This window comes from Roseobacter sp. AzwK-3b (genome assembly GCF_000170875.1).
In the GTDB taxonomy this organism is placed as follows: Bacteria; Pseudomonadota; Alphaproteobacteria; order Rhodobacterales; family Rhodobacteraceae; genus Roseovarius; species Roseovarius litoreus.
This window is the reverse complement of sequence record NZ_ABCR01000002.1, coordinates 18,784-44,858: the sequence shown is the minus strand read 5'-3', so window position 1 is coordinate 44,858 and position 26,075 is coordinate 18,784. Positions and strand designations below refer to the sequence as shown.

Below are 26,075 nucleotides of genomic sequence, written 5' to 3'. Positions count from 1 at the left end.
AAATGTGAATAAACCAAATCCAATATGACCAATGATGATTAGTCACGTAAACCCACTCAAAATATCAAGGACCAAACGCGCATGGCTATTTCCAAATCCGATCTCGATAAAATGTCGCTCGAGGAATTGAAACAGCTCCAAGAAGATGTCGCCGTCGCCATTTACGATTTGAGCGGCGACGCCTCGAGGAGGCAAAATCCGCCCTCGAGGCGACGGCCAAGCAGTTCGGCTTCTCTCTGGACCAGGTCATCGGGCAGACGCCGGCCAAAACTGACCGCCGCACCAGAACAGTCGCCCCGAAATACGCCGACCCCGCCAACCCGGACACCACCTGGTCAGGCCGCGGCAGAAAGCCCAAGTGGGTGGAGGCGTATCTGGCGTCCGGCAAGACCCTGGACGATCTGAAAATCTAACATCAGTCGCCAAAACCGGGTCGCAGATGATTGAGCCGTGCGCCCAGCCTGCCTGCAATGCGTGCCCCGGGCCGCGGGCAGGTCATTTGCGGTTCCTCGGCACAAAAAACGCCTACCCGCGCCAATAATTGGGACTGCGCGGGTAGGCGTTAGTTGGCTAGCTCATGGGGGATGGCTAGCCTGGAAGGCTTTACTCAGGACGGCGCCGAGGTCCTTTTGACCAAAAGAGACACTGAGACAACCGCCTCGGGTAGGTCGATAGGCGCCCCGTCGCCGAGCGTGTAGATAATGGCCTCACCCGACGGGTCAAGTTCGGCACCGAGGACGCTGACATCCACCTTGTGCAGCTCATTGTATGCAATCCAAGTCAGCGTGGCCTCGGCGGCGCTCGGCTCTTTCCAAAGCTCTACATACGCGTCCGGGCTGAGGTGGCCGTGCACCCGCTTGACGCCATCCCGGAAGGCAACGATCTGCTGGTCAACGGGCAGGCTTAAGCTCGCCCCGCTCACCGTGACCGATTGCGCAGATTGAATATACATCCACTTCGGTTTGTCATGCGTCTCAGCCAGCAGCGGCCCGGAGACAAATAAGGCCGACGCGGAGACGACGAGATCCCTGATTTTTTTCATATCACAACTCACGTTTGACACGCCGTTTCGCGGAGCATCTACCCATTAAATAAGATTATTTGTACATATGGTAAAAATCCAATCAATTGACACTCAGGCACCATTCCTACCGTAAAATATTGTTTTTATTTATTTTTATTGATACACTCGGGATCAAAATTCGTTTGCCAACGTGGGCCACAGATTTTGCGACATGCAGCGCGCCCTTTCAATCGTTCCGCCCCTCGCTGATGCCTAGCGTTAAAGGCGCGACGCTGTGACCCCTGCGACGCGGCGCCTGGCGGCGGACAAAAAGGAGCCCCCGCAATTCGCGGGCGCCCGTAGGTGGCTCTCAAGCGCCTGAAACACAAGCCACACCATATGACGGTGCAATTGGCATGCTTGTGGAGCGGTTTACGCAGAGAGCAAGGCATTCTTTGTCCCGCCGAGAGCGGCCAGCCCGAGCCGCGTTAGCGCATGCACAGAACCTCCGGCGTGGGCGTTGGGGAATTGTCGCAAGGGCTTGCCCCAAAGACGCCGTCAATGAACAGCGACACGCTGCCGAGCGCCTCGGGCAGCGGATGACCCGTCCCGAATTCTATCTCATAGGTAATAGCCCGCCCGAAATCCGTCACCTCGGCGCCCAGAAGACCGATCTCGGCCTCCCGGACCTCGTCATCCGCAACCCAGGTGATCACGGCATTCGGCGGGTTCACAGTAAAATTATCCCCCTCAAACTCCCACATGTGCATGAATTCATGCGCCGTCAGGTGGTCGTGCAAGCGGTCGGGGCGGTCCGTGAACGCAAAGATTTCGCGATCATAGGGCAGGGTCAGCGACCCCTCCGCCGACGCCGCCGACAAAGCCGTCTGCACAAAGAGCCACTCGGGCTGGTGGTCATCGGCCACTGCCGGGCCCGCTACGGCCATCGCCGCCGCCAAGCTTACCATTTTGAACTTTGCAATCATCGTTTGGGCTCCATCATTATCTTGGGTCTGAGTGTCGGTGCTCATGAAGATGCACGGCAAGGTGGAAGTCAATTCAGCTGTACTGGACCCACATCCCCTCGCCCACTCGCCTGTTTTTAATAAGTTTTTTTGAGACACGGCCACATTTAGGCTTACCCCAGTCGCCAGGACTGCGCGGCGCGGGTCGCAGGGGACAAGCCACGGCCCGCACGCGTCGCACTTACACGGGCATCGGCGCCGCCGTGGACTTTTGTTTCAGCGACATCGTCAGCATTCTGAGATATTCCGCATAAAAGGCCTCCACAAGCTCGAGCTGGCCTCGGGTAATCTCCAGAGCCGCCCCCTCGTCAAAAGAAAAGTCGGGGCTGTCCACGCCCGCGCTCAGCCGCGCCAGCCTCGGCTGGGCGCGCCCGTGCCCCTCCGAGATGTGGTCGCGCACCGCCTGCAATACAGCAACAAAGGCGTTGACTTGCTGGAGGGCGTCGCGGTCGTAGCCGCCGGCCATGAACAGCTGCGCGTCGCTCCAATACCAGGACACCAGTTTGCTCGCGTCACTTTGCGTCTGACTGCGGCGCCAGTTGACCATGAAGGTGGACCATGACTTGGCCCAACCGTCCGGGTTTTCGGCGCGGCGCTGGTAAATGCGTTTGAGCCCGCGCTCGGTGGGGCGCTCGAGGACACTGTGCGGCCCCTTCAGGAGCAGGATCTCAAAGGCTTGTAGGGCGGACCTCTCGATTTCGTCCACCATTTCCCGCATCGCCAGCCGCATCGCCGACGACAGCGCCGCATCGTGGCGCTCCACCGCCGTCTGCGGCGACCACGCGACCAGTGGCGTGCGCTCAAAGTTCTTTGCTCCAGGCCTCAGGCCCGTCACCTCATAGGTGCCCGCCATCATGGCGGCGTCGCAGCGCGACGCGCAAAGCGCGCGGTCCGTGACAGACCACCTAAGATAGGCGTCGCTCACGCGGGTTTGCCACACAGGGATTTGCTCCAGCGTGAGCTCCATCCAACGCGTCGAGGCGTCGGCCAGCCAGTTTGGATCCAAACCAGAGCCCGGCATCACGCCGGCGCCACTGCCGGATACGGCGTGAACCCGCGGCAGAGCGCTCACCCGCGCCCACTCATATGCGCTATCAGTGGTCATCTTGGCCTCAATATCTGCTCTCGCAAGGGGTCACGGTTTTATTCGCGCCCCTTTTTATTGGGGATAAGTATACGGTAAAAACTCTGACATCTCGCAGTGCATGAGATCAAAAACTCTCGCCTGATTGTATCGAGACGCGATCGATAGCAGTCGAGCCGCCGTAGGCTGAGAGACTTGGAACAACTCGAACCCGTTTTGTCGCTCAGCGCGCCGCGTGAGCCACCCTTTATTCCCGATCGGCGCCCGTCAGCGGGAGCCGCGTCACCGGCATGGGCTGGGCGCAGTTGTGAAGCCCAGCCCCCAAAACATGCTCTCCTTGGGCGCTTTTACTCATAAGGGGCGTGCGCCATCGAAAGACAGCTTGATGACGCGTGGCGATTGGCGGACACCAAAAGCACCGAGCCGCCCCGCGCTCTCGCAGGCCGCTTGGAGCAAGATCCTTGATAAACGGGAGGCGCGGCTCGCCATGGCGCAGACTGAAAACCAAACGGGCTCTCAAAGTCAAAATGCCGGCTTCAGCGGCAGCATGGCCTTCATCCTGGCGGCGTCAGGCTCGGCCGTGGGCTTGGGCAACATTTGGAAGTTCCCCTATGTGACCGGGGAAAACGGCGGCGGCGCTTTCGTGCTCTTTTATCTCATGTGCATCCTGGCACTCGGCGCCCCACTCATGTTCGCCGAAATCTTCATCGGCAAGCGCGGCAAGGCCGGCCCCGTCGACAGCTTCAAGAACCTCGGCACAAAGGCCGCCGCGCGCGCCCACCCTGTGGGCTATATCTTCATCCTCACCGCTTTTGTCGCCCTCTCAGTCTACGGCGTCATCGGTGGCTGGGCCGTCTACTACACGTCACTCGCGCTGGATAACGGCTTTGACGGCATGACGCCCGAAGCCGCGTCGGGGACGTTTGGCACGCTCATGGATGATTTTGCCACGATGGTCCTCTTCCAGATCCTCTTCATGGCCGCAATCACCTACGTGGTGGCCAAAGGCGTCTCCACTGGCATCGAACGATACACCACAATCCTGATGCCACTCTTTTTTATGATGCTCCTGGGCCTGACTGCCTACGCCCTCACCACGAGCGGCGCGGGCATGCGCAGCGTGTCCTTCATGTTCAATCCAGACTTCACCAAGCTCACACCCTCGGCAATGGCGGAGGCTTTGGGGCACGCGTTCTTCTCGCTGAGCCTTGGAGTGGGGGGGATGCTCGTCTACGGTCAGTACATGCCGTCCTCCCCCTCAGCAACGCCAATCACCCGCTCGGTGGCCACGATTGTCGTCGTAGACACGCTGGTGGCCCTCTGCGCGGGCTTGCTGATTTTTTCCGTCATCTTTGGCCACGGGGGCGAAGCCGCCGGAGGGCCGGGCCTTCTCTTCATGTCCCTCCCCGTGGCCTTTGGCGAAATGACGGGGGGGTATTACGTGGCGGTCTTGTGGTTTGCGCTCGTCGTCGTGGCCGCCCTCACCTCTGGCATTAGTTATCTGGAAATCATCGTAGCCCACGCCGACCGCCTCGGCATGGGCCGCGCCAAGGCCGCTGTCTCTCTCGGCGTCGCGATTACCTCCGTGGGCTTTGCCACGGTCTGGAGCTTGGGGCCTGGCAAGGACGTGATTATCTTTGCCGGCAAGAACCTCTTTGACACGCTGGATTTTTTCGCCTTCGGGGTCTCGCTGCCTTTGGGCGGCCTCGTAATCGCCATCACCGTGGGCTGGGCGGTGCGGCGAGAAGAATACCGCGCCTATCTGAGCGAGCTGGGCGAGGGGACCTTCAACAAGGTCGTGTTCTTGACAAAATATGTCACGCCCGTCCTGATCATCATGATCATGGCCTATCTGATCAAGACAAGCTGAGGCCGAGGAAGGGATAACACGCAGGCCGCGTTGTGCACGCCTTCGCACGGCGCGCCCTAGGCAATCACTGATCCAGAAAACGGCTGCTGCCGTCCACGAAGAGCGAAATGCTCCGCGCAGTTTCCGGCAGCGCGGCGCCCACGACGAATTCGAATTCGAAAATAACTGCCGCGGCGGAGGGGCCCATGTGCGCGCCGGTGAGCACGATTTCTGCCTCGTGGACACGGTCTACGTCAGCCCAGGTCAGCACCGCGTTGGGCGGCGTGTCCGTAAAATTGGCCTTGCCGTCTTTCCAAAGGGCCACGAATTGCCCCGCCGTTAAGTAGCCGTGCTTGCGCTTGGGCCGGCTTGTGAAAGCGAATACGTCACGCTTGACCGGCACCACCAGCTTGTTGCCTTGGATCTCAATGGACTTCGCAGTTTGCACGAAAAACCAGTTCGGCTGCCGATACTCCGCAAACGCCTTCGTCGATGCGAAAATCGCGGTCGCGAGCAAGGCCGCCGGGATGACGTGCGTGACATAGTTCATGGATCAGGGCTCGATATGCGTTTCGCCTCGTTGCACATGAAAGAAAGCCCAGCACCCATCAAAGTCAAACTATTTGCGCCCCTAACGCGCATTTAAACCAATTGGTCACACTGCTCGCGCCAGAAGAAGCCGCCCGCTGGCAAAGTCTTCTCGTTGAGATTGCGCCGCGCGCATACGCCTTGTCATGCCGCCACCGCGTCAGCTACTGCTTTAAGCAGATTGCAATCCGACACGCTGCCAAAAACAACGCGGTGAGCTGCCCCCACTAAGTGGTCCAAGTTGATTGTTAGTGCATGACCGGCCTCTGGTCCATCTGAACGATGCTTTCCGGTGCGGGAGGCCGGTATCCAAGGGCGCTGTGAGGCCGAACGGTGTTGTAGTGTCTTCTCCAGTCTTCGATGATGATCCTTGCCTCCTTTATTGAGTAGAAGAGCTCGCCATTGAGCAACTCGTCCCGGAAGCGTGCATTGAAGCTCTCGCAGTATCCATTCTCCCAAGGCGATCCTGGCTCGATGAACGCAGCCTTGGCACCTACTGCGGCGATCCAGTCCCGGACCTTCTGAGCCACGAACTCGGGACCGTAGCACGTCGGGAAGCACGCTGTTTTTGAGGTATGGCCACGCGCGCAGCCCCAAATAGCGCAGCGTGTGGCCATAACCGGTCTCAGGTCTCAACAGTGGTTTTGCATAACCACACTGCTGAGGAGACGGCTATGACCGCCACGATATTACCGCTTCGACCTTGCTAGTCGCCATCGATATTTCCAAGTATCGCCATGAGGTGCTGATCGGCATCCCTGGCAAAAAGCGCCGTCGCCGAATGACGATCCTGAACACGCTTGACGACTTCCAGCGTTTGTCCGCAACCCTTGCCAGCTACGACCTGCCGGTGCGGATAGGGTTCGAAGCGACCGGCAACTACCACCGAACGTTGGCGCATCATCTCGGGCAGGCCGGGTTCGAGCTGAAGCTCGTCTCGTCCGTCGGCCTGGCTCGAACACGGGAGGCCCTGCACAACAGTTGGGACAAGAATGATCCCAAGGACGCCCAGGTCATCCTTCACATGCTGGAGATCGGCGCCGTGCAGTTCTTTCACGATCCGATGGTGGTCGGGACCGCCGACATCCAGGAACTCTCGAAGACGCACGAGATCGTCTCTCGATCGAAGACCGAGCTGTGGCACCGCATTCTCACCCACTACCTGCCACTGTATTTTCCCGAGGCTGAACGATTTCATCGAAGCTCACGGACGGATTGGTTCCTGGCATTCCTTGAGAAGTACCCATCGCCACATATGATCTCGGCCATGAGCCGCGAGGCCTTCATCGCCGACGCCTGGGATGTCGTTGGCCGAAGGGTTTCGAAAGAGCAATTACTTTCCGATATTTACGCCACTGCGGCCGCTTCGGTCGGCTTGCCAGTTCAGGCAGATTCTGACGCGGTGCGCATGTTCCGCCTTGTTCTTGCCGAGGGGCGTAGCCTCATCCGGCAGCGCGATGTTATCGAGGCACGGGCCGTCGAGTTGTTGTCGGACCTACCCGACTATCAGCTGCTGACCACCATTCCCGGCATCGGCCCAATCAACGCAATGACCATCTTGGCCGAAGCAGGCGACCTGCGTCGGTTCCGACACCATCGACAGTTCTTGAAGTTTTGCGGCATGGACCTCGCCACCGTCCAGTCTGGCATGTTTCGCGGACAGAGCCGGATCTCAAAGTACGGCAATGCCCGGCTGCGGCGCACGCTCTGCATGGCCGGTCAGACCGCCGTTCTAAAGCGGACTAACAGCTTCCGCGACAAGTTCGAACGTTACATCTCCAAGGATCGACACAACGCCCATCTGCGCCGGAAGGCCTACACCGCGATCGCGGCCAAGATGGCGCGCACCGTACACGCCGTGGTCAATCACGGCGAACCCTATCGCCCCTTCTTCGAGGGGGTGAGCCCAGGCGGAAGGACCTCTCTCTGACATGAGCCGTGGAGGCAGACATCTGACCTCGTAGATAATGTTCGGGCCTTCTGCTTGGGATTTGGGATCTCGTATTAAGGACGGTGAGGGCCGCCGAAGCGCGTACCCTGTGTTTGCTATGGAAGAGATCATTTCTTGACGGCAGAGCCCGTCTGGGCAACTTTAACAGGGCATCTGGGACACCAGATGCCCCACGACCTGCTGACCTAAGCGGCCAGATTTTCCCGACATAGGACGTTGTCGGATCGTATGTAGTCCGGCGGGCCGCGGAGGATGAACAGGTCCGTCAGCGCATCAAGCACATCGGTCGAGTTGAGCTTTCGGTCTATGCGGATCATCAGCGCCTCCCTGGTGAACTCGTCTATGATGTTGAGAATGCGATAGGTGCGGCCGTCCGCTGTCCGGTCCTGCATGAAGTCATAGGACCAGACATGGTTTGGACGCTCCGGTCGAAGCCGGATATGCGCCCGATCTTATTAAGGATATCGATAGGTATCTTGAGATGCGTCAATGGCCGGACCTGCTTGCGCCCGGGAGGACGCTCCGCCCGATCGCGGCCTCGTCCGCTACCACCTATCGTTACATGTTACTGCGCTTTGTAAGTCACGTCGTTGGACATGGAGTTGCGCCCCAAGAGATTACTTCGATGGAAGCATTACTGCAGCCTGCTCATGTGGAAGGGGGTCTGCGGCAAATGTTGGAGCGTAACGGTGGCGCGACATGTACGTCGATCGGCGATACCGCAGGGCTTCTTCTGACTATCGCCAAACATCTGGGCTTGCCCGACGAGACAGTGCGCGCCCTCACTACATACAAAGAACGCCTTGCTGTTCACGAACCAGGCGGTATGACGGCCAAGAACCGCGACCGCTTGCGCGTGTTGCGCAACCCTGATGTTCTGCGCCGTCTGCTGCATCTGCCAGAGCAGATCATGGCGCGCCCGCTCGGCCAGCACCGCTATAAAGCGCTGCGGATGCGGGAGGATGCCATCGCCATCGGCATTTTGCTCTACTGTCCCTTGCGAGTTTCGAACTTGTCATCTTTGGAGATCGATCGCCACCTGCAGCGCCCCGGCATGCGGCTGTCGAGAAAGTCACGAATGCCGATCATCTCTTCCTCGCTGTCAGCCCGGATGGCCTCAGCGATCAGGCGCGAGGCGAGCGTCCAGACCTCCGCGCTGCGCCGGTCGCGCTCAGGGCAGCGGGTCATGGTGCCGAAGAAGCCGTAATCCTCGTTGCGGCTGGGCAGAATGGTGGGCGTGGTCATTTCAGAAATCCTTGTCGCTAGGGTTGCGGGGCGCTGAGCCCCGCGCGTTGGGGTTCAAGCGGCGCTGGCGGCTTCCAGCGTGGCGATGTGGCGGCGCAGCGTGGCCGCTTCCTCGCGCGCGGCGTCAGCCCAAAAGGCGGCGCGGGCGCTGCAGGCTGCTGCAAGGCACTCGGCATCCTCGCGGGTGAAGCGGTTGACCTTATGCGCACGGCCGTGACCGGTGCAGGTGGCGCGGTGCTTTTTGCCCTCAGGCGTTACCGTGAAGGTCAGCGGCCCGAAGTCGTCGATGATGATCCAGTTATGCGAGGCGATCACAGTGCAGGCGCTGGGTGCGAGGCGGGCTTCGATCTCTTCGGCGGCGGCGCGGAAGTCGGCGATCAGGGTGACGGTGGAGGTGCTCATGGCGTGGTCCTTTCAGGTGAGTTGCATCGTTTTGGTCCTATGAGCATCGCTCTGAAGCACCGATTAACGTAGCAAAATCAGAGCAATAACATTTCTTTCTGATCATTCGGCTTGATCCGTCGCATCGATCCATGTCCCACCTTGCCAGACGTAGAGATGGGATAGCTCACAAGTCGGTCGCGGCAGGATGCGAGGCTCACGAGACGGGTCAAAACAGTCCAGTGCCTCAGCGGTCACCTGTCGGAGTTCTCGGGCGGCAAGAATGTCCTCTGGCGTCCAAGCGGCCAGCGCCGGCAACATGTGGGACGGGTAACCGTCATAATGCACATAGTTGTGGGCCCATTCTTCGGGACCGATCTGGATGGCGATTTGTGCGCGGGTGCTCATTGGATCGCCCTCACTTCTGCTGATCAATCAGCGCGAGAAGGACCGCCGCCATGCCGCTGAGGTATTCGCTGCGGCGGAACACGATCTCGTCGATGTGGCCGGCGTTGTCGATCGTGGGGTCAACCGAGAGATCGTCTGCCATGTGCGGCATCAGGCGTTTGGCTTCGGCGTTATAGCGGGTGGCAATGGTCATCTGTGTTTCTCCATTCAGGCAATTTGCTTGATGTGAGAATCGCTCTACGCCGAAGTGCAATCAACTCAAATAGACAGTTTTTTTTGTTTACTTTCAATATATTGAGGACAATTCAACCGCCATGGAAGGTCTATCTGAACGCGCCTATGCCGAGCATGCCAGGATCTCCCGCGGGGCTGTTCAAAAGGCCCGCAAGACCGGACGGCTGGTGCTTTTCGCGGATGGGTCGATCAATGCTGCTGCCTCGGATGCGCGGCGTGGGGCCGCCACCGATCCGGATCAACAGATGCGCTCACGGGGTGGATTTGGTGCGGCGAATGATGGGCCTACAGTTTCAGGCTCCGGCGATAGCAGCTCTTACATCAAGGCCCGCACCGCGCTGACGGTCTATCAAGCGCAGGAACGGCAGCTGTCGATCCAGAAAAAGAAGGGCGTGCTGGTCGATCGCACGCGCGCCGAGACTCTGGTGTTTCGTCTGGCCCGTCAGGAGCGGGATCTTTGGGTCACCTGGCCCACACGCGTGGCGGCGCTCATGGCCGCACAATTGTCCGCAGACATGGAGAAGGCATCCGGCAAGGCAGTGACGATCGAGACTGCGACCTTGCAGAGGGTGCTGGAAACCCATGTCCGAGAGCAGCTCGACGCCCTGGCCGACCTCAGGGTCTCGCTTGAATGAGGAGGAAAATACATCTGATCTGACCGAGGGCCTCGACCTCGCGTTCGAGGGCGCTGAGGATATCCTGCGCGCCTGGCGCCGGGGCATGCGACCTGACCCGGACCTGACGGTGTCGGAATGGGCCGACACCCATCGCAAGCTATCCTCGCGCGCCTCAGCCGAGCCTGGGCAATACAGAACAGCCCGCACGCCCTACCTGAGGGCCATCACGGATGCGTTGAGCCCGGGCCACCCGGCGCAGCGGATCAGCTTTATGAAAGCAGCGCAGGTCGGCGCAACGGAGGCCGGCAACAACTGGATCGGGTTCGTGATCCATCATGCGCCGGGGCCGATGCTGGCTGTACTACCCACCGTAGAAATGGCCAAGCGCACCTCACGTGGGCGGATCGATCCGCTGATTGAGGACAGCCCGGCGCTAAAAGAACGGGTCCAGCCGGCACGGTCGCGAGATGCGGGCAATTCGATGCTGTCGAAGGAATTCCCCGGCGGCATTTTGGTGCTGACCGGGGCGAGTTCGGCGACAGGTCTTCGGTCGATGCCTGCGCGCTATGTGTTTCTGGATGAGGTGGACGCGTATCCCGCTTCGGCCGATGAGGAAGGCGACCCGGTCAGTTTGGCCGAGGCGCGCACCACGACCTTCGCGCACAGGCGAAAGGTGTTCATGGTATCGACGCCTACGATCCGGGGGCTGAGCCGGATCGAGCGCGAGTTCGAGGCCAGCGACCAACGGCGGTATTTCGTGCCCTGCCCGCATTGTGGCCACATGCAATGGTTGCAGTTCGAGCGGCTCCGCTGGGCAAAGGGACAGCCGGAAACCGCGGCTTATGCCTGCGAGGGATGCGAGCAGCCCATTGCAGAGCACCACAAGACGCAGATGCTCGAGCTGGGTGAGTGGCGGGCGACAGCGACCAGTGCTGATCCCAATGCGATCGGGTTCCACCTCTCGGCGCTTTATTCGCCGATCGGCTGGAAAAGCTGGGAGCAAATCGCGCGGGACTGGCTGGCGGCCCAGGGCTCGGACGAAATGCTGCGCGCGGCGCGCAACACACTGCTCGGCGAGACCTGGGTGGAAAGCGGCGAGGCGCCGGAATGGCAGCGTCTGGCAGATCGACGCGAAGTGTTTGAGGCGCAAATACCCATGCAAGGTCTATTCCTGACCGCCGGGGCCGATGTGCAAAAAGACCGCATCGAGGTCGATGTCTGGGCTTGGGGGCGAGGGCTGGAAAGCTGGCTCATCGATCACATCGTCATTCCGGGCGGACCTGGAGATCCCGCCTGCTGGCAGGCGCTCACAGCGCTGCTTGGCCAAACTTGGGTGCATGAAAACGGTGCCGTGATGCCGCTTGCCAAGCTGGCGATCGACACCGGCTATGAAACCGCCGCGGTCTACGCCTGGGCGCGGGCGCAAGGTATCGCGCAGGTGGCAGCCGTCAAAGGTCTGGAAGGGTTCAATCGGGCCACACCCGTCTCGGGGCCCACCTTTGTCGATGCAACTGTGAATGGGCGGAAGCTGAAACGAGGCGCTCGTCTCTGGACGGTGGCCACCGCCACCTTCAAGGCCGAGACCTATCGGTATCTGCGCCTTGAGTGGCCGTCGGATGAGGATCGTGCGCGGGGTGTGCCCAACCCGGCGGGCATGATCCACCTGCCAGACTGGGCGGACAGCGAATGGCTGAAGCAGCTTGTAGCCGAGCAATTGGTGACGATCCGCGACCGGCGCGGTTACGCCCGCCAGGAGTGGCAAAAAATGCGGGAGCGGAACGAGGCCCTCGATACGCGGGTCTATGCCCGGGCCGCGGCTTGGATCCTTGGGGCCGACCGCTTTGATGAGCGCATGTGGCGGCAGTTGGAGAAGCAGGCGGGCGTGGAGACCAAGGTCAGTGATCAAACGGACGCTCCGGAGACATCGAATGAACCCCAAGCAGGGCGCATCGAAACGCCCCGGCGGCGCGGCTGGAAGATCAGTACGCCCAAATATATGGAGTAATCAGAAGCCAGAGAAAACCATGTCGAGCGCGCCGCGGATTTCATAATCGGAAGCGGTCAGGTCAGCTACAGGCTCCCCTTTGAGAAGTGATGATGGAATCGCGGCCATCTCGGCAGTGTGCAGAACGCAAGGCACGCCTTCTATTTTTAAAATTGGCTCAAGTCGTCCGATCGGCTTTGGCCCCGATGATACCGGTATCAATGGGGCGACAACGCGCGTGCCGGTCTCGATCAAATCTGTCTGCAGGTCGAGTACGAGACGATCACCAAGGACCCGATAAACATGAAACTGTGCCATCAGTCGATGTTCAAAACCTGCAGATCCGCCAATGGCGTCCCATGCGTTTCAATCCAAGTACGGCGCTCTTCGATGGCTGACGCATTTTCTTGCGCCCAAGCTTTTGCCTTGGCCAAGCGAACCGCTTCGGCAACGGCGGCGTCGCTGATCGCCGACACATTAAGACCTAACTCCCTAGCGGCAGCCAAATTGGCAGCCGTGAGGGTGACGTTGGTGCGCTGCTTTTCTGTGGTGGCGTGCTGCATTGGGTCCTCCCGACACATACGCAACATACACACTCCTAGTGTGCAAAACAAGAGACCCTCATGACCCTCGACGAGCTGAAACTTCGCCACAGCGCGCTCTTGGCTGCGCGCTACAGCGGCACGCGCTCGGTCAGCTATGACGGTAAGACCCTGAATTACGGCACCGACGCCGAGCTTGCCGCGGCGATCAGCGATGCCGAACGGCGCATTGCAAAACTCGAGCGCGGCGCTGGGCGTGTGCTCCGCCCCTTTGCCGTGAAGGATCTGTGATGAACTGGCGGCAGCGTCTTGGCGCTTTCATCGGGGGCTTCGATGCCGGCCAGCACCACCGCAGGCTGCGCGGATTCCAAGCGACGCGGGCCCATGTGAATGCGTTGATCGCCGCGAGCGGCCCTGACATCACCGCTCGCGCCCGCTGGCTCGTGCGCAACAATGGCTATGCCGTGAACGCGATCGAAAGCTGGGCGGCCAATACAGTCGGCGACGGGATCAAGCCGATCTCGAAGCTGGCCGATGCTGCCCGAAAAGAAGAGCTGCAGCGGCTTTGGCTTGCCTGGACGGATGAGGCCGATGCCGAAGGGCTGACGGATTTCTATGGGCTGCAGCGCCGGGCGGCGCGCGAAGTATTCTTGGCGGGTGAAGTGTTCGTGCGGATCCGGCCGCGGCGGGTCGAAGATGGGCTGACGGTGCCGCTCCAACTTCAGATGCTGCCCTCGGAAATGCTGCCGCTTCATGAAACGGGCGTGGCGCGCAACGGCAACGCTATCCGTCAGGGGATCGAGTTCGACCAGATCGGACGCCGCGTTGCCTATCACTTTCTGCGCCGACATCCGGGCGACAGCACCGATCCGGGGCTTTCGGGCGAAATCGTGCGCGTTCCGGCCAGCGAGGTTATCCATGTGATAGACCCGGTCGAGGGCGGTCAGCTGCGCGGCGTCTCGAAACTGGCGCCCGCTATCGTGAAGCTCTTCCTGCTCGATCAATACGACGACGCCGAACTCGACCGCAAAAAGGTCGCGGCGATGTATGCAATGTTCGTAACGTCGCCTGCCCCAGAAAACCCACTGGCAGCCTTGGACGATGAAGAAATGCCGACAGGCGTCGAGATCAGCCCGGGCCAGATCGTGCGGCTGGACCCCGGCGAAGATGTCACCGTGGGCCAGCCGGCCGATAGTGGCGCGACCTATGAGCCCTTCCAATACCGGACGCTGCTGCAGATCTCGGCAGCGCTCGGCATCCCCTATCCCTATCTCGCCAATGACATGGTGAAGGGGAACTTTTCGAACTCGCGGCTGGCGTTGATCGAATTCCGTCGGCGCGTCTCTGCCTGGCAGCACTCGGTCATGGTCTATCAACTCTGCCGACCGGTCTATGCACGCTGGTTGGATCTGGCGGTGCTGTCCGGCGCGCTACCCCTGCCCGGCTATGAGGCGGAGCGCCCGCGCATCCTGGCGGCCGACTGGCTGCCGACGAAATGGGATTGGGTCGACCCGCTGAAAGACGCCAATGCCGAAATCGCCCAGATCGAGGCCGGCCTCAAATCCCGCACGCAGGCCATCGCCGAGCGCGGCTATGACGCCGAGCAGGTGGACCGCGAAATCGCTGCCGAGCGCACCCGCGAACGCGCGCTGGGCCTCGATTTCCGCCAGCCGGGATCGCCAGCGCAGGGCGTGCAAGCGGTATCAAGCGCGGAAGACAACGCTAAAACCGAGGATCCTGATCTTGAGGACAGACCAACCACAGCGGCGGAGGAAGGATAGACGTCAGTTACACAGCAGGCAAACATCGCAAAGTCGCGCTGCCTTGCGATCGAAGGTCACCAATTTGGCGGCACCTACGCGCCGGGCCGCGGCGGCAATCATCAGGTCGGCAAAGCCAAACCCGTCATTGCGGTAGAGTTCCAGCGCTGGAGCAACCTCATCGGAGCCTTCGATCTCCAGCTCGGTTGCCGACAGCAAAGCGTCGAGGGCAACAGCGATTTCCGCACGGCCGAGGCGATAGGCACGCTCAAGCACCCAGACGAGTTCGATCAAGACCTCGCGACTGACAAAGCCCTGGGCGTCGTCCGTCAATAGGTCGATCACTTTCGTGGCCAACTGCGCCTGCAATGGGTCATCCTGCACCAGAAAGCGCACCAGAACGTTGGTATCGAGCGCGATCACTGATCGGGATCCATACTATCCGTTGCGCCAGCGGAAATGGCCTCGTCCATCTCTTCCAGAGAAACAGGCTTTTGATCGGACCTCGACAGGATGCCCCGTAATTCCTTGACGGAGCGCGCCTTCAGGATCCGCACCTCACCATCAAGGATCAGATAGCGCACCTTGTCCCCGCTAGTCAGGCCAAGCGCGACCCGGACATCCTTCGGTAGGGTTGTCTGGCCTTTTACTGTCACCGTCGATTCATGCATCGGCGCACTCCTTACATATTGCAATTTCCCCTTACCATATGGGAATCAGAAATGCAAAACCAAGCCAAGGACCAACCCTGATGCTTCACGCCCGGATCGCCGCACGCGCCTTCAACACGCCGCTGCTGGTGGAACCCTCCAAGGCTATGGCGTTCCTATCGGGCCTTGGACCGCGCATTTTAGGACGGCAGTTTGAGATGGTGGACGGCGACGGCGCGGCGGCTGGCATCACAGCTCTGCCGGCCCGCGCCAGTCTTATCACTGGTGGCCTGACCGAGAGCCTTCAGCACAACGGCAACGCGCCCTACCCGATCGTAAACGGTATCGCCGTGATCGAAATCTCTGGCGTGCTGATCCATCGCGGTGGTTGGATCGGCCAATCATCCGGCCAGACGAGCTATGAGGGGATCGCAGCACAGATCGAGGCGGCAGCGCGCGATCCGTCGGTGCGGGCGGTGGCACTCGAGATCGACAGCTTTGGCGGCGAGGTGGCCGGCGTCTTTGACCTCGCCGACCGGCTCCGCGCGCTGCGTCGAAACAAACCGGTCTGGGCCTTCGTCGCCGAACACGCCTTCTCAGCGGGCTATGCGCTGGCCTCCCAGGCCGATCGCATCCTACTGCCCCGCACCGGCGCCGTCGGCAGTATCGGTGTGGTGGTGATGCATGCCGATCTCAGCAGCCAGCTTGATCAAAACGGAGTGCGGGTCACGCTGATCCATTCCGGCCAGCACAAGGTCGATGGCAATCCGTATGAGCCGCTGCCCGAGAGCGTGAGGGACGACATCCAGCGCGAGATCGATGTCTTGCGGTTCCTCTTCGCCGAGACCGTCGCAGCCGGCCGCTCTGGGCGGCTGAACCAAGATGCCGCGCTGGCGACCGAAGCCGCGACCTTTCGCGGGGCGGATGCCGTCAGCGCTGGCTTAGCCGATGAGGTGATAGACCTCACCCGTGGCTTTGCCAGCTTTCGCGAAAGCCTATCCAGACCATCCCCCACCGCGCGGCTGCCCCGCGCCACTCATCCCAGACCAAAGGAGGCCGCCATGAGCGCCAAGACAGATGCCGCTGAGGCACAAGCGGAAACCCCCGACACCGAAGGCACGGTGCTGGACGATGCAGAAAAGCTATCCGATGCCCAGGATGATGCCAGTGGCGTGCAGGAAGCCGACCCCGCACCCGTCGCCGCCGCAGCACCCATTCAAACGCCATCCGCTGCGCAGCCCAGCAATCTGGCAGAGCTTTCGGCTCAGCTTCGGGAAGCGGCGGCCGAGATCGCCGAGATCGCGGCGCAGGCGGGCCGCCTCGGCATCGCAATCGATGCCGCGAAAGCGCTCCGCGAGGGCACGGCCCCTGAAGCCCTCCGCAAACTGGTCCTGCAGCGCGCCTCCGCGGCGGCGGATGCCCGCGACATCGTGGCCGCGCCACCTTCGCCCGTTCTCCCCAAATCCGTTGAAAGCCCGATTGTGGCCGCCGCAAAGAAGGCTGCCTCGGCGGGCAGCAGGGGCTGAACCGCCGCCCCGAGCATCTGTACCGCCCACCTGATCCCCCGCGGCTCCTCCCCAGCGGGGGATTTTTTTTGACCCCCAATCCTTCGGAGATTGCCCATGTCCGTGCTGACCCAACCGCCCACCATGGGTGATGTCCTCAAATACGAGCTTAACCCCAACTTCACCCGCGAGACCGTCACGCTGCTGGCAGGCACCAACTATCCCGTTGGCGCCGTGCTTGGCCGGATTACAGCCAGCGGCAAATACAAGCTGGCCACTTCGGGTGGCACCGATGGCGCCCAGAATGCTGCCGCTGTCCTGCTCTACACCACCGACGCCAGTGATGCGGATAAGGAGGCAGTGGTGATCGTCCGCGGACCCGCCCTCGTCTCAAAGGCCGGTCTGGTCTTTGACGCCAGCGTCGATGATGCAGCAAAAACTACCACGAAACACAACCAGCTCGTAGCGCTGGGCATCATCCCGCGCGACGCCGCCTGAGCGGGCGGATCACTCGTTCCCTCCATCGCGCTCGTGCGCGTTCCCCCCTTTTCCCGGAGTTCTCCCATGACCATCATCCGCAACCCGTTTGACGCGGGCGGCTATTCGCTCGCCGAAATGACGCAGGCCATCAACATTCTGCCCAATCTCTACACCCGCCTTGGCCAGATCGGCCTTTTCCGCTTCGAGGGCGTCACCCAACGCTGCGTTATCATCGAACAGCGCGAGGGGGTGCTGAGCCTCCTGCCGTCCGTTCCGCTCGGCGCGCCCGCCACGGTCGGCACGCGCGAGCAGCGCTCCATGCGCAGCTTTGCCTTGCCTTGGATCCCGCATGACGATGTGATCCTGCCGGCCGATATCCAGGGCATGCCCGCACTGGGCGTCTCGGATGCAGCCGACCCGCTGGTCGAGGTGATGAACCGCAAGCTCACGCTCATGCGCCGAAAGCATGCCCAGACCCGCGAATACATGGAGATGAACGCGCTCCGCGGCATCGTGAAGGATGGCGCAGGCACCACGCTGTACAACTACTTTACCGAGTTCGGGTTGGACCCGATCTCCGTCGATTTCGTCTTTGGTACGGCGGGCACAAACATACAGGGCAAAGTGCGCTCCATTTTGCGTGCCATCGAAGACAATTTGCTTGGCGAGACCATGACCACTGCGCATGCTCTGATCAGTTCTGAATTCTTCGACAAACTGATCAGTCACCCCAAAACGGAAGAAGCCTATAAATACTTCTCTGCCAATGGTGGCCAGCCGCTGCGCGAAGACATGCGCCGGGCGTTTCCGTTCGCGGGCCTGCTCTTCGAGGAATATAACGGCTCCGTTACCCTCTCTAATGGAACAACCGAGCGGTTAATCCCTGCGGGCGAAGGCATTGCGTTCCCGCTTGGCACGTTTGACACCTTCACTACATATGGCGGACCGGCCAACCTGCTGGAAACTGCCAATACCGTGGGCCTGCCGCTTTATGCACGCCAGCAGATAGACAGCAAGGGCCGCTGGATCGATCTCATGACCGAGGCCTCGATTCTGCCGGTGAACAAGCGCCCACGGCTGGCCATCCGTCTGCACAGCTCGAACTAAGCGCGAGTCTCATGACCGCCTTTGCTGCGGCGCTCAATGCGCTCTTTGCTGATCCCAATATCTCGGTGGAGGTCTGGCATCGCGATGTCATGGGCCGTTTTACCCGCGCCCGGGGCATCCTGCGCCGCCCTGACGATATCACCGAGTTTGGCGCAGCGCGGCTTGTGTCGGATACCGTGCGTCTGGACGTGCGGACGGTCGAGATCCCGGACCCACAGCCCGAAGAACAGATTCTGATCGCCGACGAGACGTTCCGGATCCAGGGCGCGCCGCGCCGAGACCGCAAGCGACTGATCTGGACGCTGGAGCTGCATCCCGCATGAAGCTTGGCATTGAGATCACGCCGGATCTCGCAGCGCTGATGACCGCCGAAATCAAAACTGGAGAAAAGGCGGTGACGGCGGCGATGCGGGAAGCTGGCTCGGGCCTCAAGCAGAGCTGGCGCGGACGGATCACCCGAGCAGGCCTTGGCCGGCGACTGACCAACTCGATCCGAAACCAGACCTATCCCCGGTCTGGGCAAAGCCTGAACGCCGCGGCCCTTGTCTGGTCAAAGGCGCCAGAGATCATTGGTGCCCATGAAACTGGGCCGCTGATCCGCTCGAAAGACGGATTCTGGCTGGCAATCCCATTACCCGCGGCTGGCAAGGGGGCACGCGGCAAGGCCCTGAGCCCCGGCGAATGGGAACGCCGGCGCGGGCTGCGTTTGCGATTTGTCTACCGCCGCCGTGGGCCGAGCCTGCTGGTGGCTGATGGCCGGCTGAACAATCGCGGGTTAGGTGTGGCATCGCGGGCGAAAATCGGGCGTGGGCGGGCCAGTGTGCCGATCTTCCTGCTTGTGCCGCAGGTCAAGTTGCACAAAAGGCTGGATCTCGATCGCGATGCGCGAAAAGCGCAGGCTGCAGTGCCGGGATTGATTGTGGCGAAATGGGTGGAGGCCAAAGCGCACAACACAGGATGAACGTTCAATGTCCTGCTTCGCGTTGATGACGAATAGCCAGAAGTACGGCTTTATGACCGTCAAACCTGTAGAGAGCTACGTAGCCACTGCCACCGAATGGGATTAACCATTCCCGAAACTCTGGCGACATATGGTCCATGGGACGCCCGGCTTCGGGGTTATCAACAAGGATGTTCAAACTGCTGCGGATGGTTTTCACCGCCTGCTGAGCTGCGCTCTGATTTTTGTCACCCAGAAACCTGTAAAGGCGATCAACATCTCTCAGCGCTGCCGGCGACCAAATCAGTTGTGGCATTCGGGCGGCTCAACATCCTGCCCCTCTTCAAGGCGCGCCAACCAGGCATCAGCCTCTGAGTGCGTGACATGCAGGCCGCTCAGTTCAAACTCTTCCCAAGCCGTGAGCGCCGCTTGCCGCATGGTCTCGCGCTTTTCCTCGCGGTCCAGAAACTCTGAAACAGCTTCACGCAATATCCAGTGAGGTGACCGATCTCGGGCTTCCGCCAATTTTTGAACCCGGGATCGGGTATCTTCGTCCAACTTGACGGCTACGGGGCGCATGGCACTCATGGGCCTCCCTCCTAAAAGTATTGATAGGTAATACCTAGCATGCCCCAACGATCACATCCAGCATGAACTCGTATTCAAACATTGTCACACCACGCGAAACCATCCTCACCGCCCTGGCCGACCTTATGCGCACGATCCCACATGTGCCGGTCTTGCGAGGTGAGGTCTTGCCCGAACGCGTGCCGCCCACCGGCTTGATCATCCTGCGCGATGGGGATCCCGGCACGCCGGGCGTGACGCTGTCCCCACTGCGTTATCACTATCAGCATCGGGCTGAATTAGAGGTGGTCGTACAGGACGCCAAGACCCGCGATGTGCGATTTGCCGAACTGGTGGCGTCGATCGGTGCCGTATTTGTGGCCGACCGCACACTTGGCGGGCGCTGCGACTGGGTCGAGGCCGAGGCGCCGGAGCCGGTGGATCTGCCGGTCGAGGGAGGCGCCACATTCAAAGCCGCGGTGGTGCCCGTGATCCTGCACTATGCAACCAGCGATCCGCTGGTCTGACCACACAAGCTGACAGCTTAGGAGATGAGATAATGGCACGAGCCCAAGGGGCGCGGGCGCAGATGGCGCTTGCGTTTGAGACGAGTTACGGCACGCCGCCGGCGAGCGGTTTTACCAAGATGCCCTTTGCCAGCACGACGCTTGGCGCGGAACAACCGCTGCAAACATCTGAACTGCTGGGCTACGGACGCGACCCGCAGGCCCCGATCAAGGATGCGGTGACGGCGGATGGCAATGTGGTGGTGCCGATCGACGCTGAAGCGTTTGGCTTTTGGCTGAAGGCGGCGTTTGGCGCGCCCACCACAACGGGGGCCGAGGCGCCCTACACCCACGAGTTCCGCTCAGGGAACTGGGCGCTGCCGTCCTTCTCACTGGAGACCGGCATGCCCGAGGTGCCGCGCTATGCGATGTATGCAGGCTGCATGGTCGACAGCTTGAGCTGGCAGATGGCGCGCTCGGGCCTCTTGACCGCGACGGTCAGTGTCGTGGCGCAGGGCGAAGAGGTTGTTACGGTGAGTGCTGCAGGCGTCCCGGCGCCGGTCGCCCTACAGCGCTTTGGGCATTTCAACGGTACCATCACACGGGATGGGGCCAATATCGGCAATGTGGTCTCGGCGGATATCACCTATGCTAATACGCTCGACCGGATTGAAACCATCCGGGCCGATGGCAAGATCGACGGGGCGGACCCGTCGATCGCAGCACTGACTGGCAATGTCGTGGTCCGCTTTGCCGATCAGACACTGGTGCAACAGGCGATCAATGGCGCGGCCTGCGAGCTTGAGTTCTTCTACACGCTGGCCACGGGCGAACGCCTGACGCTGACCGCACATGCGGTCTATCTGCCGCGGCCGCGTGTCGAGATCCCCGGCCCACAGGGCGTGCAAGCCACATTCGATTGGCAGGCGGCGAGCGACGTGGCCGTGGGCCGGATGTGCACCGTCACGCTCATCAACGATCGGGAGACATATTAATGCTGCGGTTGACCTTATCCAATGAACCCAGCTGGCTCGATCTTGGCCACGGTGTAAGCCTTCTGGTCGAGCCTTTGTCCACGGCCGTCATGATGGCCGCACGCAGTGATCCGGCCGTCAGGGCTGTCGCCGGTGACAATGCCGACCTGGAGGACGCCGCCGGTTCTGATCGCGATGACCAGATCGCCGTCATCGTGGCCAAGGCCGTGGCGCGCATTGTGGTAAAGGACTGGGAAGGGATTGGCGATGCGGATGGCCAGCCCATCGAGCCCACGCCGAACCGCATCGACGCGCTCCTGGACATCTGGCCGATCTTCGAGGCCTTCCAGACCAGATATATCGCGGGCGGGCTGATCCTGGAGTTGGAAAAAAACGCCTGACCGCTCTCGCCGACTGGGAGTTCGGCGGGGGCGGTGAGTATTGTGCGGCCTGCGACAGCGCCTGCCCGGACTGTCCCCGCGCCCGTCACGCGCCGTGCAGCCTCGAGGGCTGGCAGATCTGGGATCTGGTCCAGCGGCTGGGTGGCCAATTGCGCGTGGCTGCCGGCGCAAATGGCGGCGCGGTCTTGGGCTGGGATATGGGCGCGGCGCTGCACTTGGGCACCGCGCTCGGGCTTTCACCCCGCATCATCGCAGAACTCCTGCCGCCCATCGAGGCGGTGATGGTGCGCAAGATCAACGACAACATGGACCAACATCATGGCTGAGAAACGAGTGAGCGTCCGCTTGTCCGCCACAGGCGGCCGGCAGGTCCGCGCCGAGCTTGAGGGCGTGGGCGTGGCGGGCTCCAAGAGCATGAGCCGCCTGAGCCATGAGATGGAGGCGGCGAACAAACGCATGGCGGCGTTTGCGCGGCGCGCGAGGCTTGTCGCGGCCGCGGCCACAGCGGCGGTCACCGCTGCCGGCGTGTCGATGGTGCGCGCGGGACTGGACACCGTGGATGCACAGGCCAAGCTGGCGCAGTCGCTCGGCACGACGGTGGCCAGTGTGCAGGTGCTGGAGCGCGCAGGCGAACTGGCGGGCGTGGCGATGTCGGGCATTGAGCAGGCCACGAAGGATTTGACCCGGCGACTGAGCCAGGCGGCGGCCGGGGGTGGACCTGCTGCTGAGGCGCTCGATCGGCTGGGCCTCTCGGCGGGGGTCTTGATGGAGCTGCCGCTCGATGCGCGAGTGGCGGCTATCAATGACGCGATCACAGATTTTGTGCCGGCGGCCGAGCGCGCAGCGGTGGCGGGGCAGCTTTTTGGCGAGGAGGGCTCGATCGCCATGGCGCGGATCGACAGCGCCACGCTGCGCCAGGCCACGAAAGACCTTGCCGATTTTGGCGTGGTGGTCTCTGAGCAGGATGCGGATCAAATCGAGCGGACCAATGACGCGCTGTCGCGCCTCGGACTGATTGGCCGGGGTCTGGCCAACCAGCTGGCGGTGGCGGCGGCCCCCGCCCTGGAAACTTTGGCCGAGGCCTTGGCCACGGCCGCGCGGGTCACGGGGCCTCTGGGTCAGGCCATTCAGGGTCTCATGAGCAATCTGGATCGCATCGTGACCTATGCCGGCACATTTGCCGGTCTGATGGCGGGCAAATGGGTGGCGGGTGTCGCGGCAGCTGCGCTTTCGGTCAAAGGCCTCGCTACGGCGCTGGTTGTGCTGCGCGGCGCGCTCATTCGAACCGGGATTGGCGCGCTGGTCGTGGGCGCGGGTGAGCTGGTCTATTGGTTTACCAAGCTCGTGCGTGGCGCCGGCAGCTTTGGCAAAGCGATGGGGCTTCTGAAGGATTTAGCCTCTGAGGTCTGGTCCAAGGTCTCGCTCTCTGCACAGGCGGCCTGGGCCAATGTCGAGAGCAGCTGGGCCACCGCACAGGCCGGAATCCTCGAGGGCCTGCAGACCGCTAGCGATGCCGTGGTCGGCTGGGCCAACTCGGTCCTCAACACTTTCGAGGGCACCTTCCTTGGCGTAAAAGCCATCTGGGACGCGCTACCAGACGTTTTTGATCGCATCGGTGCACTGGCCATCAACGGCCTTGTCACAGCTATGGAAACCGGGCTTGCGGGGATCACCGCGGCGGTGAACAGCCTGCTGACCCTGGGCGGGCGCCGCCCGGACTGGGCGATCGAGGCGCCGGATCTGTCGGAGTGGAAAGCCACCGTGCCTGCGGCGGTGGAACTCGGCAAGGCGGCGCGCACGGCCTATGATGAGGCCTTCAACGACAGCCCGCTGAAGGCGCCAGATCTTTTTGGCAATATGGCCGATGACGCGCGGTTGCGCGTGGCAGGCTATGCCGAGGCCGCGCGTATGCTGGGGGACGCCGCCGCGCGCCCGCTCACCGCCTGGCAGGCGCTGCGCAACGCGATCAACGGCGCAGGCATAGAAGGCGCCGCATCGCTCGAAGAAGCCGCAGCTTCCGCCAACATCGTCACTGAGGCGCTCACCAAAGCGGGTGGCGCGGCCGGGTCATTGGCTCCCAAAATAAAGTCCGATGAGCAGCTCAAGGGATTTGCGGCAGTGAGTGCCAGCCTAAAGGCCTATGCCAAAACCGCGATCGATTGGGGCAAGGGCCTGGGCGAAACCCTGAGCAACGCCTTCAGCGGCGCCGAGACCGCCTTCCGCCGTTTTGTCGAGACCGGCAAGCTGGACTTCAAAACCCTGGTGCGCTCGATCCTCGCTGATCTGGCGGTGCTGGCCTTCCGACGCGCGGTGCTCGGCCCCATCGCCAGTGCGCTCTCGACCGTGTTTGGCGGGGCAGCTGCCGCCGTACCCGTCCTGCATGCCGGCGGCATGGTCGGCATCGCGGGTCAAACGCGCCGCGTACCCAGTGCGGTGTTTGCCGCAGCGCCCCGGATGCACAGCGGTGGCTGGGCCGGGCTGCGCCCTGATGAGGTACCCACGATCCTGCAGCGCGGCGAGCGCGTGCTGAACCGGCGTGAAGCGGCTCAATATGGCGCGGGTGGCGGATCAAGCGGCGGCGTCTCCATCGCCATCGATGCGCGGGGTGCACAAGCGGGCGTGGCCGAGCAGATCGACGCCAAGCTGCGCGCCGCCCTGCCGGAAATCCAACGTCTGGCCATTCAAAGCGTCAGCGACCGGCGCCAGCGAGGCTACGCCCTATGAGCCAACTCCCTCTTACACTGATCTCCTCGATCGAGCGGCGCCTCGTGACGGCGGTCACAGCGCAGACCTCACCCTTTACCGGCAGCCAGCAGATCCAGGACTGGGGCGGGGAATGGTGGGAGATGTCGTTTGAGGTGGCGCTGACCAAGGGCCGTGACGGCCGGCGGCTCTCGGCTTTCTTCACGGGGCTTGGCGGCCTGCGCGGTTGGTTTGTGCTGCGCGATCCGTCCATGGCGCGACCCGATCTCACGCAAAGCATTACCGTGGCCGGGGCTGGTCAAAACGGCAGCACGCTGGTCACAGCCGGCTGGGCGCCGGAGACCCTGGCGCTGGAGGCCGGCGACTTCATCTCGCTTGGCACAGGTCAAGACCTGCGGCTCTATCAGGTGAGCTTTGACACCTATGCCGATGCGCAAGGCCAGGCCACGCTCAGCCTTACGCCGCGGCTGCGCGTTGTGCCGGCTGATCTGAGCCCGGTGGAGATTGCCGAGCCTGGCGTGGCGCTGCGGCTTGTGCAGCCCGTGCCCACGCGGATTGCCCGCGCGGACAGCTTCCGCTTCTCGGTCACGGCCCGGGAGGCGCTCTGATGGCGCGCGATCTCTCGCCTGCGATTGCCGCGGCGCTTGATGAGCGGACCCTGCGGCCGGTGCTGTTTTTTGAAGGGGCGTTTGCCTCCGGTTGGGTGCGCATCTGGTCCGGTGCCGGCGAGATCACTTGGAACGATCACATCTGGACCGGGGTGGGCAGTCTTCTCGGGATCGGGCCCATTGAGGAGACCCAGCAGGTGGTGGCCAGTGGCACCACCGTGTCGCTCTCGGCCGTACCAACGGAAATGGTGGCGCTCGCCATTGACGAGGCGCAGCAAGGCAAGCCCGGCCGGGTATGGCTTGGGCTCTTGACGCCAGAGCGCGAGATCATCTCCGATCCGGTGCAGGCCTTCACGGGGCGTTTGGATGTGCCCGAGATCGCCGATAGCGGCGAGAGCTGCACGGTGACAATCAGCTATGAGAACCGGCTCATCGATCTCGGGACCGCGCGCAATTGGCGCTACACCCATGAAAGCCAGCAAGTGCTGGCCCCCGGCGACCGGGGCTTTGAGTTCGTGGCCGCCATTCAAGACAAGGCCATCACCTGGGGGCGGGCATGAGAGGTGCAGGCTGGACATCCCTTCTGGCTGCGCGCCTCGAGGCCGCTCGGGAGGCACCCTTTGTCTGGGGGCAGCATGATTGCGCCACTTGGGCCTTTGACATACGCCGCGATCTGACAGGCGGCGCGGATGTGGCCGCCCTCTGGCGCGGGCGCTACCGCACGCAGGTGGGTGCGGTCCGCGTGCTGCGCCGCCTCGGCTGGCCCAGCCTTGAAGCGGCCGGACGGGATCTCTTGGGAGGCCCGCTGCCCAGCCCGATGCTGGCACAGCGCGGCGATATGGTGCTGGGCGGGGACGATCCCGCCTTCGGGATCTGCATCGGCGCGCGGGCTGCCTTTGTATCCCCTGAGGGCTTGGTCTTGCTGCCGCTAGATCGCTGCCACCTGGCCTGGAGGGTCTGATC

34 protein-coding genes and 2 pseudogenes are annotated in these 26,075 nt (G+C 62.1%); 21 read left to right on the top strand and 15 right to left on the bottom strand.

Annotation, left to right across the window (positions count from 1 at the left end; all coding sequences use genetic code 11):
* Positions 1 to 125: 125 nt before the first annotated feature.
* Complete coding sequence (locus tag RAZWK3B_RS20450) at positions 126 to 413, top strand: H-NS histone family protein (RefSeq protein ID WP_353611282.1); 288 nt, start codon at positions 126 to 128, stop codon at positions 411 to 413.
* 194 nt (positions 414 to 607) lie between these two features.
* On the opposite strand, the gene RAZWK3B_RS04410 is transcribed toward RAZWK3B_RS20450, so the two are convergent.
* The 3 genes from RAZWK3B_RS04410 to RAZWK3B_RS04400 form a co-directional block, all read right to left on the bottom strand.
* Positions 608 to 1,042: a hypothetical protein gene (locus RAZWK3B_RS04410; RefSeq protein WP_007812614.1), complete on the bottom strand. Its 435-nt coding sequence runs from the start codon at positions 1,040 to 1,042 to the stop codon at positions 608 to 610.
* A gap of 449 nt (positions 1,043 to 1,491) precedes the next feature.
* Positions 1,492 to 1,989 (bottom strand): hypothetical protein, encoded by a 498-nt coding sequence (locus RAZWK3B_RS04405; RefSeq protein ID WP_007812612.1) that lies wholly within the window; start codon positions 1,987 to 1,989, stop codon positions 1,492 to 1,494.
* 220 nt (positions 1,990 to 2,209) lie between these two features.
* Entirely contained in the window at positions 2,210 to 3,133 is a 924-nt protein-coding gene (locus tag RAZWK3B_RS04400) for a hypothetical protein (protein ID WP_007812611.1), read from the bottom strand.
* 364 nt (positions 3,134 to 3,497) lie between these two features.
* Between RAZWK3B_RS04400 and RAZWK3B_RS04395 the strand changes: the two genes are divergently transcribed.
* On the top strand, positions 3,498 to 4,982 hold the full coding sequence (locus RAZWK3B_RS04395; RefSeq protein WP_007812609.1) for a sodium-dependent transporter: 1,485 nt from the start codon (positions 3,498 to 3,500) through the stop codon (positions 4,980 to 4,982).
* A 64-nt stretch (positions 4,983 to 5,046) separates the two neighbouring features.
* On the opposite strand, the gene RAZWK3B_RS04390 is transcribed toward RAZWK3B_RS04395, so the two are convergent.
* Both RAZWK3B_RS04390 and RAZWK3B_RS04385 read right to left on the bottom strand, forming a co-directional pair.
* On the bottom strand, positions 5,047 to 5,511 hold the full coding sequence (locus RAZWK3B_RS04390) for a hypothetical protein (protein ID WP_007812607.1): 465 nt from the start codon (positions 5,509 to 5,511) through the stop codon (positions 5,047 to 5,049).
* A gap of 286 nt (positions 5,512 to 5,797) precedes the next feature.
* Positions 5,798 to 6,091, bottom strand: a pseudogene (locus RAZWK3B_RS04385) (integrase core domain-containing protein); the annotation flags it as partial.
* Positions 6,092 to 6,237: 146 nt separating this feature from the next.
* Here RAZWK3B_RS04385 and RAZWK3B_RS04380 point away from each other — a divergent pair.
* On the top strand, positions 6,238 to 7,479 hold the full coding sequence (locus RAZWK3B_RS04380; RefSeq protein ID WP_037295054.1) for an IS110 family RNA-guided transposase: 1,242 nt from the start codon (positions 6,238 to 6,240) through the stop codon (positions 7,477 to 7,479).
* Between the two features lie 236 nt (positions 7,480 to 7,715).
* Here the strand turns inward: RAZWK3B_RS04380 and RAZWK3B_RS04375 are convergent.
* Positions 7,716 to 7,952: pseudogene (locus RAZWK3B_RS04375) on the bottom strand (DDE-type integrase/transposase/recombinase); the annotation flags it as partial.
* Between RAZWK3B_RS04375 and RAZWK3B_RS21040 the strand changes: the two are divergent.
* Positions 7,916 to 8,707: a hypothetical protein gene (locus tag RAZWK3B_RS21040; RefSeq protein WP_157132149.1), complete on the top strand. Its 792-nt coding sequence runs from the start codon at positions 7,916 to 7,918 to the stop codon at positions 8,705 to 8,707. The pseudogene RAZWK3B_RS04375 and the gene RAZWK3B_RS21040 overlap by 37 nt on opposite strands.
* Before the next feature lie 92 nt (positions 8,708 to 8,799).
* On the opposite strand, the gene RAZWK3B_RS04360 is transcribed toward RAZWK3B_RS21040, so the two are convergent.
* The 3 genes from RAZWK3B_RS04360 to RAZWK3B_RS04350 form a co-directional block, all read right to left on the bottom strand.
* On the bottom strand, positions 8,800 to 9,147 hold the full coding sequence (locus RAZWK3B_RS04360; RefSeq protein ID WP_007812594.1) for a hypothetical protein: 348 nt from the start codon (positions 9,145 to 9,147) through the stop codon (positions 8,800 to 8,802).
* Positions 9,148 to 9,249: 102 nt separating this feature from the next.
* Positions 9,250 to 9,534, bottom strand: a complete 285-nt coding sequence (locus RAZWK3B_RS04355) for a hypothetical protein (RefSeq protein WP_007812592.1) — start codon at positions 9,532 to 9,534, stop codon at positions 9,250 to 9,252.
* Positions 9,535 to 9,544: 10 nt separating this feature from the next.
* A complete protein-coding gene (locus RAZWK3B_RS04350) occupies positions 9,545 to 9,727 on the bottom strand; it encodes a hypothetical protein (RefSeq protein WP_007812590.1) in 183 nt (60 codons plus the stop codon).
* Positions 9,728 to 9,848: 121 nt separating this feature from the next.
* On the opposite strand from RAZWK3B_RS04350, the gene RAZWK3B_RS04345 reads away from it, so the two are divergent.
* The gene (locus RAZWK3B_RS04345; protein ID WP_007812588.1) at positions 9,849 to 10,403 is read left to right on the top strand and encodes a hypothetical protein; all 555 of its coding nucleotides are present in this window, start codon (positions 9,849 to 9,851) and stop codon (positions 10,401 to 10,403) included.
* A complete protein-coding gene (locus tag RAZWK3B_RS04340; protein WP_050774167.1) occupies positions 10,351 to 12,390 on the top strand; it encodes a phage terminase large subunit family protein in 2,040 nt (679 codons plus the stop codon). The genes RAZWK3B_RS04345 and RAZWK3B_RS04340 overlap by 53 nt, the downstream gene beginning before the upstream one ends.
* Here RAZWK3B_RS04340 and RAZWK3B_RS04335 read toward each other — a convergent pair whose 3' ends face one another.
* Both RAZWK3B_RS04335 and RAZWK3B_RS04330 read right to left on the bottom strand, forming a co-directional pair.
* On the bottom strand, positions 12,391 to 12,687 hold the full coding sequence (locus RAZWK3B_RS04335; RefSeq protein WP_007812583.1) for a CcdB family protein: 297 nt from the start codon (positions 12,685 to 12,687) through the stop codon (positions 12,391 to 12,393).
* Positions 12,687 to 12,932, bottom strand: a complete 246-nt coding sequence (locus tag RAZWK3B_RS04330) for a type II toxin-antitoxin system CcdA family antitoxin (protein WP_007812581.1) — start codon at positions 12,930 to 12,932, stop codon at positions 12,687 to 12,689. Before RAZWK3B_RS04330 ends, RAZWK3B_RS04335 begins: the two co-directional genes overlap by 1 nt.
* A gap of 60 nt (positions 12,933 to 12,992) precedes the next feature.
* On the opposite strand from RAZWK3B_RS04330, the gene RAZWK3B_RS04325 reads away from it, so the two are divergent.
* Positions 12,993 to 13,202 (top strand): phage head-tail joining protein, encoded by a 210-nt coding sequence (locus RAZWK3B_RS04325; RefSeq protein ID WP_007812579.1) that lies wholly within the window; start codon positions 12,993 to 12,995, stop codon positions 13,200 to 13,202.
* Positions 13,202 to 14,692 (top strand): phage portal protein, encoded by a 1,491-nt coding sequence (locus RAZWK3B_RS04320; RefSeq protein ID WP_007812578.1) that lies wholly within the window; start codon positions 13,202 to 13,204, stop codon positions 14,690 to 14,692. Before RAZWK3B_RS04325 ends, RAZWK3B_RS04320 begins: the two co-directional genes overlap by 1 nt.
* Positions 14,693 to 14,695: 3 nt before the next feature.
* Here RAZWK3B_RS04320 and RAZWK3B_RS04315 read toward each other — a convergent pair whose 3' ends face one another.
* Both RAZWK3B_RS04315 and RAZWK3B_RS04310 read right to left on the bottom strand, forming a co-directional pair.
* Positions 14,696 to 15,094 carry a type II toxin-antitoxin system VapC family toxin gene (locus RAZWK3B_RS04315; RefSeq protein WP_007812576.1) on the bottom strand — a complete coding sequence of 133 codons (399 nt, stop codon included), beginning with the start codon at positions 15,092 to 15,094 and terminating at the stop codon, positions 14,696 to 14,698.
* Complete coding sequence (locus tag RAZWK3B_RS04310) at positions 15,091 to 15,342, bottom strand: AbrB/MazE/SpoVT family DNA-binding domain-containing protein (protein WP_007812573.1); 252 nt, start codon at positions 15,340 to 15,342, stop codon at positions 15,091 to 15,093. Before RAZWK3B_RS04310 ends, RAZWK3B_RS04315 begins: the two co-directional genes overlap by 4 nt.
* 80 nt (positions 15,343 to 15,422) lie before the next feature.
* Between RAZWK3B_RS04310 and RAZWK3B_RS04305 the strand changes: the two genes are divergently transcribed.
* From RAZWK3B_RS04305 to RAZWK3B_RS04285, 5 genes are all read left to right on the top strand, one after another.
* Positions 15,423 to 16,847: a S49 family peptidase gene (locus RAZWK3B_RS04305; RefSeq protein WP_007812572.1), complete on the top strand. Its 1,425-nt coding sequence runs from the start codon at positions 15,423 to 15,425 to the stop codon at positions 16,845 to 16,847.
* A gap of 96 nt (positions 16,848 to 16,943) precedes the next feature.
* A complete protein-coding gene (locus RAZWK3B_RS04300) occupies positions 16,944 to 17,324 on the top strand; it encodes a head decoration protein (protein ID WP_007812569.1) in 381 nt (126 codons plus the stop codon).
* A 66-nt stretch (positions 17,325 to 17,390) separates the two neighbouring features.
* The gene (locus RAZWK3B_RS04295) at positions 17,391 to 18,413 is read left to right on the top strand and encodes a major capsid protein (protein WP_007812568.1); all 1,023 of its coding nucleotides are present in this window, start codon (positions 17,391 to 17,393) and stop codon (positions 18,411 to 18,413) included.
* Between the two features lie 11 nt (positions 18,414 to 18,424).
* On the top strand, positions 18,425 to 18,736 hold the full coding sequence (locus tag RAZWK3B_RS04290; RefSeq protein WP_007812566.1) for a head-tail joining protein: 312 nt from the start codon (positions 18,425 to 18,427) through the stop codon (positions 18,734 to 18,736).
* Positions 18,733 to 19,374 (top strand): DUF6441 family protein, encoded by a 642-nt coding sequence (locus RAZWK3B_RS04285; RefSeq protein WP_007812563.1) that lies wholly within the window; start codon positions 18,733 to 18,735, stop codon positions 19,372 to 19,374. The genes RAZWK3B_RS04290 and RAZWK3B_RS04285 overlap by 4 nt, the downstream gene beginning before the upstream one ends.
* 4 nt (positions 19,375 to 19,378) lie before the next feature.
* Here RAZWK3B_RS04285 and RAZWK3B_RS20445 read toward each other — a convergent pair whose 3' ends face one another.
* Together RAZWK3B_RS20445 and RAZWK3B_RS04280 are read right to left on the bottom strand one after the other, a co-directional pair.
* Positions 19,379 to 19,669 carry a type II toxin-antitoxin system RelE/ParE family toxin gene (locus RAZWK3B_RS20445; RefSeq protein WP_007812560.1) on the bottom strand — a complete coding sequence of 97 codons (291 nt, stop codon included), beginning with the start codon at positions 19,667 to 19,669 and terminating at the stop codon, positions 19,379 to 19,381.
* Positions 19,657 to 19,941 (bottom strand): CopG family ribbon-helix-helix protein, encoded by a 285-nt coding sequence (locus RAZWK3B_RS04280; protein WP_007812558.1) that lies wholly within the window; start codon positions 19,939 to 19,941, stop codon positions 19,657 to 19,659. The genes RAZWK3B_RS20445 and RAZWK3B_RS04280 overlap by 13 nt, the downstream gene beginning before the upstream one ends.
* 62 nt (positions 19,942 to 20,003) lie before the next feature.
* On the opposite strand from RAZWK3B_RS04280, the gene RAZWK3B_RS04275 reads away from it, so the two are divergent.
* The 8 genes from RAZWK3B_RS04275 to RAZWK3B_RS04245 all read left to right on the top strand — a co-directional run bounded on the left by RAZWK3B_RS04275 (position 20,004) and on the right by RAZWK3B_RS04245 (position 26,073).
* Positions 20,004 to 20,447 (top strand): hypothetical protein, encoded by a 444-nt coding sequence (locus tag RAZWK3B_RS04275; RefSeq protein WP_007812556.1) that lies wholly within the window; start codon positions 20,004 to 20,006, stop codon positions 20,445 to 20,447.
* Positions 20,448 to 20,479: 32 nt separating this feature from the next.
* Complete coding sequence (locus RAZWK3B_RS04270) at positions 20,480 to 21,421, top strand: phage tail tube protein (protein ID WP_007812554.1); 942 nt, start codon at positions 20,480 to 20,482, stop codon at positions 21,419 to 21,421.
* Positions 21,421 to 21,801 (top strand): phage-derived protein YdaY family protein, encoded by a 381-nt coding sequence (locus RAZWK3B_RS04265; protein WP_007812553.1) that lies wholly within the window; start codon positions 21,421 to 21,423, stop codon positions 21,799 to 21,801. The genes RAZWK3B_RS04270 and RAZWK3B_RS04265 overlap by 1 nt, the downstream gene beginning before the upstream one ends.
* A 155-nt stretch (positions 21,802 to 21,956) precedes the next feature.
* Positions 21,957 to 22,127: a DUF7697 family protein gene (locus RAZWK3B_RS21035; protein ID WP_157132148.1), complete on the top strand. Its 171-nt coding sequence runs from the start codon at positions 21,957 to 21,959 to the stop codon at positions 22,125 to 22,127.
* Positions 22,120 to 24,525 (top strand): phage tail tape measure C-terminal domain-containing protein, encoded by a 2,406-nt coding sequence (locus RAZWK3B_RS04260; protein ID WP_037295052.1) that lies wholly within the window; start codon positions 22,120 to 22,122, stop codon positions 24,523 to 24,525. The genes RAZWK3B_RS21035 and RAZWK3B_RS04260 overlap by 8 nt, the downstream gene beginning before the upstream one ends.
* On the top strand, positions 24,522 to 25,112 hold the full coding sequence (locus RAZWK3B_RS04255) for a hypothetical protein (protein ID WP_007812546.1): 591 nt from the start codon (positions 24,522 to 24,524) through the stop codon (positions 25,110 to 25,112). Before RAZWK3B_RS04260 ends, RAZWK3B_RS04255 begins: the two co-directional genes overlap by 4 nt.
* Positions 25,112 to 25,672, top strand: a complete 561-nt coding sequence (locus RAZWK3B_RS04250) for a hypothetical protein (RefSeq protein ID WP_007812545.1) — start codon at positions 25,112 to 25,114, stop codon at positions 25,670 to 25,672. The genes RAZWK3B_RS04255 and RAZWK3B_RS04250 overlap by 1 nt, the downstream gene beginning before the upstream one ends.
* Entirely contained in the window at positions 25,669 to 26,073 is a 405-nt protein-coding gene (locus tag RAZWK3B_RS04245; RefSeq protein WP_007812543.1) for a DUF6950 family protein, read from the top strand. The genes RAZWK3B_RS04250 and RAZWK3B_RS04245 overlap by 4 nt, the downstream gene beginning before the upstream one ends.
* Positions 26,074 to 26,075 lie beyond the last annotated feature (2 nt).